A 7,317-nucleotide genomic window follows, 5' to 3' on the forward strand; every position below is an offset into this window, starting at 1 on the left:
GTCGTAGGAGGTGTAACGGCTCTCGTCGGCCTCGGCCTCCTCGCCGATCGTGGTAGGGAGGTCGAGCTCAAGGTACTCGCCGCCGGCCTTCTTGCCGACGATGCTGTAGGCGGGGCTCTTCTCACCGAAGTAGACGCGGGTCTCGTACCCCTCGTCGGACAGGTTCGTCAGGGTGCGGGCGTACGACTCGCGCCCCTCGGCCCACTGGATCGAGTCGGCCTGCTTGGCGTCGTCCGACCCGCGCTGGTTCGCGTACGCGGCGATCACGCCGTTGCCGTGCGTGTACACGGTGTGCAGGTTGGCCCAGCTGCGGTCGGCCGCGGCGATGCCCTCCTGGTCGAGCTCGCGGACGCCGAGCACCAGCGCCCGGTCCTGGCCGTCGATCTCGTACCGGTCGACGTCGAGCACGTCGGGAACCGAGTAGTAGCGGCGCACCTGCTGCTCCTGCTCGAAGGTGCGGCTCACGACCTTGGGGTCGACCAGCGGGACCGACGAGGTCAGCTCGTCCAGGCTGTTGACCTCGGCGGTGTCCATGTCGGGCGCGCTGTTGTACGACGTCACCTCGATGTCGTCGAGGTCGTAGGCGGCCCGGGTCGCCTCGATGTTCTCCTTGATGTACGGCCCCTGCTTGTCGGGCACGTTGGGGTTGACCTGGAACTGCTGCACGACGCCCGGGACGATCATCGACAGGATCACCGTGGACAGCACGAACAGCGAGACCCCCAGGGACGGGAGCATCCAGGTGCGGCGCCAGATGTTGGCCAGGAAGATGACCGCGCAGACGATCGCGATGCCAGCCAGGATCTCCTTGCCCGGCAGCACCGTGGAGTCCTCGGTGTGCCCCATGCCGGTGAAGCCGTTGGTGGAGTCGAGGACCAGGTCGAAGCGGTCGAGCCAGTAGTCCACGGCCTTGGCCAGCGCGAAGAGCGCCAGAACCACCGAGAACTGCACCTGCGCGGCGCCACTGACCCGCTCGCCGGGCCGCCCGGAGAGGCGGATGCCGCCGAAGAGGTAGTTGACCAGCACCGTGGCCATGAGGGCGACGATCGTCATCGACATCGCGAAGTCGACGACGAAGTGCCACCAGGGCAGGTCGAAGATGAAGAAGCCGTGGTCCCGGCCGAAGTAGGGGTCCGTGGTCCCGAACTCCTCGCCGTTGCGCCACATCATGAAGGTGCGCCACTGGCCCGACGCGGACAGACCGGCCGCGACCCCCATCAGCGCGCTGATGCCGGCGACCAGCCAGCCCACGATCGGGGCGATGCTCTGGCGGTACCGGTCGAGCCCGTCGCTGGGGCTGTTGACGCCCGGGAAGAGCATCGGCCGGAAGCGGTACGCCAGCGCCATCGACACCGCGACGGTGGCAGCCATCAGGCCGCCGAACACGCCGAACAGTGCGGCCCGGGTGAACCAGATCGACGTGAAGACGTCGACGAAGCCGACGGAGTCGAACCAGAGCCGGTCGGTCCAGAAGGCCGAGAACGTGGACAGGGCGACCAGCAGGACGCCCATGATCCCCAGCGTTAGGACGATGGTGCGCGAACGCCCCGTACCGCCAACGGCAGGGCGCGGGCCGCGCCCGGGACCACCGGCGGGACGGGGTTCGAAGAGGCCACTCACCTCAGGGCTCCTGGGTGCTCAGGTCGGTCCCGGAGGGACTGACGTCAAGGGTCTGGTGCAGCAGGGCCAGCAGGCCCGGTACGAGGTCGGTGCCGTCCACCACGGACAGGTCGTCGTCGTGCGAGCGCATCCGCATGGCGCAGTACGAGGCACCGGTGCGCATGGCACCGGCCACGATCCGTACCTCCTGGCGCAGCGGGTGCTCGCGCGCGAACTCTGCCGCCTCGGCGGGGTCGGCCGGGATCTGGTCGTCGACCTCCGGCGGCAGCACGAGGCGCTCCACCACCGCCGCGCACCCCGCCACCCCGTCGGGCCACTCGACGGTCTCCAGGACCTCCTCGAGCTGCCGGCCCACCGGGAGGCCGTCCTGCTCGACCGGGGTCAGCGAGCCGTCCGCCGACGCGTCGTCGTCCAGACCGAGCGCCTCGGCCAGGGCCGGCTCCTGACGGACCAGCTCGGCGGTGGGCACGAGCGCGTACAGGTGGGCTGGCTGGTCCCAACCGGACGCCGCCACGTGCTGCTCGATCTCCAGCACCGCCGCCGCGAGCGCGGGGTCCTGCGGCAGACCGGGGCCGGGGGCCGGAGGAAGGTCGGTCGGGGGCATCTCACTCATCAGTCACTGCTCTCACAACTCGGAAGATCGGCGTCCGGGTCCTCGACCCAGGTCTGGACGGACTCGAGGGCGTCGGCCAGCGTTTTGACACTCACCAGGCGCATGTCACCGGTGTCGACCCCGCCCAGGCTGTCGCAGTTCGCATCCGGCACCAGGAAGAGCTCGGCACCGTCGTCGCGGGCCGCGGCCACCTTCTGCTGCGCCCCACCGATGGGACGCACCACGCCGGCCGAGGTGATCTCGCCGGTGCCGGCCAGCTCGGCCCCGCTCGTCAGGGAGCCCGGCGTCAGGATGTCGTAGATCGCCATCGCGAAGATGAGGCCCGCGCTCGGCCCACCGATGCCGCTGCCGGGGTCGACCCGGACGGAGAAGGGGAAGTCGTACGAGGGCCCGGGCGTGATGCCCACGCGCGGCTCGCCGTCGACCTCCTCCGCGGCGATCGAGACGGTGACCTGCTCGTCGCCCCGCTCGACCACCCAGTCCAGGGGCGTGCCGGCGGGCTTGGAGCGCACCACGTCGCCGACCTTCTGCGGGTCCTTCACCTTGACGCCGTCGACGCTGATGATCCGGTCGCCGAAGAACAGCTTGTCGTGGGCGGGCATGCCCTCCTCGACGTTGAACACCTGGACCACCGAGGGGAGGTCGTACCCCAGCTCGGTCAGCGCGGCGGCGACGGCCGCGTCCTGCGAGGAGACCATGAGGATCTCCGACATCTCGCTGTCCTGCGCGTCGGTCGTGTCCGGCGCGTACACCGCGGAGCGCGGGTAGACGGCCGCGTCGGGGTCGATCCACGCGCCCATCAGGCGCAGCAGGCCCACCTTGCGCTCCGGCTGGTCCACGTAGATCGTGGTCAGGCTCAGCTGACCGCCGTCGGTGAAGGTCTCGTGGCCGTCGACCTGGACGATGGGCGTGCCGTCGTTCTTGCCGAGCACGTCGACCATCGGGCCGGGGTAGTACGTGACGTACGGCAACGGCACGACGGCCACCAGTACCCACATCACAGCCAGGAGCGGCACGGCAGCCAGACCTGCCTTGATCCGCTGACTCATGGCGCCAACTCTCTCAGACGGCAGCAACCCCGCCACGCGCCAGCCCCGGCACGGTCACGCGAGCGGTTCACGCCCCGTCGGCGCCGGGCCCCACCCCGGTTGACCTCGACGGACGGACCGCGATGCCGGTGCTGCGGTCGCTGCGCGAGCGCGGGGCCGTACGACGCACCTTGGGCTGGTCGCGCTCCATGGCCGCAGCCAGCCGCGCCACCGCCACGTCGCGGTCCACCTGGCCACGACCGTCGCGGCCGGTCCACCCCACCCAGGCCATGGCCAGGACGGTCACCACCGCCGCCGGCGCGAGCCACCACAGGATCTCCACACCGCGAGCCTAGACGTCGCCCCGCCCCGCTCGGGGGAGGTGCCGCGGTGTCATGGCCCCCGGGCCGGCTCAGGGGGTGCCGACCCACTCCTCGTCACCGTCGTCGAAGCGCTGGTGCTTCCAGATCGGCACCTCGGCCTTGAGCCAGTCGATGAGGTCGCGCGTGGCCTCGAACGTCTCGCCGCGGTGGGCCCCGGCCGTCGCCACCACGACCGCCAGGTCGCCGATCTGCAGCGTGCCGGTGCGGTGCACCGCCGCCAGGGCGGTCACACCGTGCGCGGCCACGACCCGGTCGCAGACCTCCCGCAGCCTGGCCGCGGCGCTGGGGTGGGCCGAGTACTCCAGGCCCTCGACGCCACGTCCGGAGTCGTGGTCGCGGACCCGTCCGACGAAGACGTTGACGCCGCCCGCGGTGGCGTCGTCGACGGCCGCGACCACCTCGAGCACATCCAACGGGGTGTCCCTGATCTCGCAGAGACGGACGGCGGGGAGCTGGGGGCTGGTCACGCACCCGAGTCTAGGCAGCGCCGGACGCGCTGGAACGCGGTGAGTACCGTTGGGGCATGAACGACAACGCTGACTCCAGCGACTCCGGACGTCCCGACGACAACCCGTTCCGGGGCACCCCGTTCGAGCAGATCTTCGGCGCCCTCGGCCAGCCGGGTGCTGCTGGCGGTACCGGCATGCCCGACCTCTCCGCGCTGATGGGCCAGTTCCAGGCGTTCCTCACCCCGCACGAGGGCCCGGTCAACTGGGAGACCGTCACCGACATGGCCCGTCGTACGGCCGCGCAGTCCCCCGACCCGACCCCGTCGCGCGCCAGAGCGGACGCCATCGCCGACGCCGTACGGCTGGCCGACCACTGGCTCGACACGACCACCGAGTTCACCTCCGGCGTGACCTCCACCGCGGCGTGGTCGCGGGCCGAGTGGGTCGAGGAGACGATGGAGGTCTGGAAGGTCCTCGTCGAGCCGATCGCCAGCGCGGCGGTCTCCTCGCTCGGCAACGCCCTGCCCGAGGAGGCGCGCGCCGTGGCCGGCCCCATCCTCGGCATGCTCAAGCAGGCCACCGGCGCCATGGTCGCCGCCCAGGTCGGCAACGGCGTGGGCGCCCTGGCCGGCGAGGTCCTCTCCGCCAGCGACGTCGGCCTCCCCCTCGGGCCCGCCGGCCGCGCCGCGCTGCTGCCCAGCAACGTCGACGCCTTCGCCGAGGGGCTCGACGTCACCCGCGACGACGTCGTCCTCTACCTCGCGCTGCGCGAGGCGGCGCACCAGCGCCTCTTCGCCAACGTCGGATGGCTGCGCGCGCACCTGATCGACGCCGTCGCGGCGTACGGGGCGGGCATCGAGTTCAACACCGCCGGTCTGGAGGAGAAGCTGGGTGGCATCGACCCGATGAACCCCCAGGCGATGCAGGAGGCGATGGAGGGCGGACTGTTCGACCTCGACCGCTCTCCCGCCCAGCAGGCCGCCCTCGAACGCCTCGAGGTCACCCTCGCCCTGGTCGAGGGCTGGGTCGACGAGGTCGTCACCCAGGCCACCGCCACCCGGATGCCGGCCGCGACCAAGCTCCACGAGATCACCCGTCGCCGCCGGGCCGCCGGTGGGCCCGCGGAGCAGACGTTCGCCTCGTTGGTCGGCCTCGAGCTGCGGCCGCGACGGCTCCGCGACGCCGCCACCCTGTGGGGGTCCCTGCGGACCCGTCAGGGGGCCGAGGCCCGCGACGGCGTCTGGATGCACCCCGACCTGCTGCCCAGCGCGGCCGACCTCGACGACCCGCTGGGGTTCCGCGAGGACGCGGTGGCCCCCGACACGCTCAGCGACGACGCCTTCGAGGCGGGACTGCGCGACCTGCTCGACGGCGGCAACCCGGACGCCCCCTCGGGCGACGCGTGAGCGGCCACCCACCGGGCCAGCACGCCGACGCGCTCGCCGTCCTGCAGGGGTGGCTGGCGCCGACGCCTGCCCAGGAGGCGCTGCGGGCGGCGTTCGTGGAGCACCTCCAGACCCACCCGGACGGCACCGAGCGCGCCTGCTTCCCCGACCACGTGACGGCCGGGACGGTGGTGCTCTCGGCGTCCGGGGACGAGGTGCTGCTCAACCTGCACCGCAAGGCGCGCCGCTGGTTCGCGTTCGGCGGGCACTGCGAGCCCGGCGACGCCACCCTGGCCGACGTCGCGCTGCGCGAGGCGCTGGAGGAGTCCGGACTGAGCCGGGTCGAGTTCGACCCGACCCCGGTGAGCCTGGACTGCCACGAGGTGGAGTTCTGCGACCCGCGCGGCACCGTACGGCACCTCGACGTCCGCTACGCCGCCCTCGCGCCGGCCGACGCCGTTCACGCGACCAGCGAGGAGTCTCTCGACGTGCGCTGGTGGCCCCTCGACGGCCTGCCCGAACTGGAGGACGAGATGGTCGAGCTCATCGGGCGGGCGCGCGAGCGCCTGTGCTGACGGCACCCCGCCGGCACCGCCGGCCTCAGACCCCCTGGTCCTCGGACTCGCTGTTGGGCGGGTCCACGTCGGCGGCGGCCGACCACCCGAGCAGGAAGCCGCGGGCCCGCTCCGTACGCGGGTAGTGCTGGACCCAGCCCCAGAAGGCGTCGTCGTGGTTCGGCTCGATGAGGTGCACCAGCTCGTGCACCAGCACGTAGTCCAGGACCCACGACGGCATCCCCTGCAGACGGGTGGAGACGCGGATCGTACGGTCCACCGGCGTGCACGAACCCCAGCGCGAGGTCTGGTTCGCCGACCACGTCACCGAGTGCGGGGTGGCCAGCCCGCCGAGGTACTCGTCGTTGAGGGTGAGGGCGCGGGCCATCAGCTGGTCGTTGGTGGGCCGACGGCGACGCTCCGAGCGCGCCAGACGCGCGAGCATCTCCTTGACCGACCGGGCCTCCTCGCGCTTGCTCATCGAGGCGGGGATGAGGACCACCACGGAGTCGCCGTCGCGGTAGGCCGACACTGTGCGCCGACGACGGGCAGACCGACGCACGACGACGTCGGGCTCAGCTGTGGGCGCTCCCCCGCTGGCGGTCATGCCCCCCAACGCTAGCGGGAATCACCCAAGACGTGGCGCAGCCCACTCCAGGAGTTCGTCCACGGGCCACGTGTTCACGATGCGCTCCGGGTCGATCCCGGCCTGCTCCGCGCGCTCGCACCCGTGGTCGAGCATGTCCAGCTGGCCGGGCGCGTGGGCGTCGGAGTCGATGGAGAACAGGCAGCCGGTGTCGCGGGCCAGCTCGAGCAGCCGGGTGGGCGGGTCGCGGCGCTCGGGACGGGAGTTGATCTCGACGGCCACCGAGTGCTCCGCGCAGGCCTCGAAGACCGCCCGCGCGTCGAACTCGCTGCTGGGCCGGGTGCCCCGGTTGCCCGTGACCAGCCGGCCCGTGCAGTGGCCCAGGACGTTCGTGTACGGGTTGGCGACGGCCGTGACCATGCGGCGTGTCATGGCCGGGGCGTCCATCCTGAGCTTGGAGTGGACGCTGGCCACACGCACCTCGAGCTGGCCCAGCATCTCGTCGGTCTGGTCGAGCGACCCGTCGTGGAGGATGTCGACCTCGATCCCCTTGAGCAGCCGGAAGGCACCGCCCAGGTGGGAGTTCACGGCGTCGATCACGCCGAGCTGCCGCTCCAGACGCCCGGCGCTGAGGCCGTGGGCGACGGTGAGCCGTGGCGAGTGGTCGGTGAGCACGAGGTAGTCGTGGCCGAGCTCCAT

Annotated in this window: 9 protein-coding genes; 2 read left to right on the forward strand and 7 right to left on the reverse strand. The window is 72.0% G+C overall.

Annotation, left to right across the window (positions count from 1 at the left end):
- From ACI379_RS13980 to ACI379_RS14000, 5 genes are all read right to left on the reverse strand, one after another.
- The coding region (locus ACI379_RS13980) for a UPF0182 family protein (RefSeq protein ID WP_439792706.1) at positions 1 to 1,620 on the reverse strand (1,620 nt) is incomplete at its 3' end.
- A 1-nt stretch (position 1,621) separates the two neighbouring features.
- Positions 1,622 to 2,233 (reverse strand): PPA1309 family protein, encoded by a 612-nt coding sequence (locus ACI379_RS13985; RefSeq protein WP_439792707.1) that lies wholly within the window; start codon positions 2,231 to 2,233, stop codon positions 1,622 to 1,624.
- Entirely contained in the window at positions 2,233 to 3,282 is a 1,050-nt protein-coding gene (locus ACI379_RS13990) for a YlbL family protein (protein ID WP_439792708.1), read from the reverse strand. Before ACI379_RS13990 ends, ACI379_RS13985 begins: the two co-directional genes overlap by 1 nt.
- 67 nt (positions 3,283 to 3,349) lie before the next feature.
- Positions 3,350 to 3,604 carry a hypothetical protein gene (locus ACI379_RS13995; protein ID WP_439792709.1) on the reverse strand — a complete coding sequence of 85 codons (255 nt, stop codon included), beginning with the start codon at positions 3,602 to 3,604 and terminating at the stop codon, positions 3,350 to 3,352.
- Between the two features lie 69 nt (positions 3,605 to 3,673).
- Positions 3,674 to 4,111, reverse strand: coding sequence for a molybdenum cofactor biosynthesis protein MoaE (locus ACI379_RS14000; protein WP_439792710.1), 438 nt, complete (start codon positions 4,109 to 4,111; stop codon positions 3,674 to 3,676).
- Positions 4,112 to 4,167: 56 nt separating this feature from the next.
- Between ACI379_RS14000 and ACI379_RS14005 the strand changes: the two genes are divergently transcribed.
- Positions 4,168 to 5,499, forward strand: coding sequence for a zinc-dependent metalloprotease (locus tag ACI379_RS14005; protein WP_439792711.1), 1,332 nt, complete (start codon positions 4,168 to 4,170; stop codon positions 5,497 to 5,499).
- The gene (locus ACI379_RS14010) at positions 5,496 to 6,053 is read left to right on the forward strand and encodes an NUDIX hydrolase (protein WP_439792712.1); all 558 of its coding nucleotides are present in this window, start codon (positions 5,496 to 5,498) and stop codon (positions 6,051 to 6,053) included. Before ACI379_RS14005 ends, ACI379_RS14010 begins: the two co-directional genes overlap by 4 nt.
- 25 nt (positions 6,054 to 6,078) lie before the next feature.
- Here ACI379_RS14010 and ACI379_RS14015 read toward each other — a convergent pair whose 3' ends face one another.
- Entirely contained in the window at positions 6,079 to 6,639 is a 561-nt protein-coding gene (locus ACI379_RS14015; RefSeq protein ID WP_439792713.1) for a M48 metallopeptidase family protein, read from the reverse strand.
- Positions 6,640 to 6,660: 21 nt separating this feature from the next.
- The coding region (locus ACI379_RS14020) for a PHP domain-containing protein (RefSeq protein ID WP_439792714.1) at positions 6,661 to 7,317 on the reverse strand (657 nt) is incomplete at its 5' end.

Source organism: Nocardioides sp. (genome assembly GCF_051876515.1).
In the GTDB taxonomy this organism is placed as follows: Bacteria; Actinomycetota; Actinomycetes; order Propionibacteriales; family Nocardioidaceae; genus Nocardioides.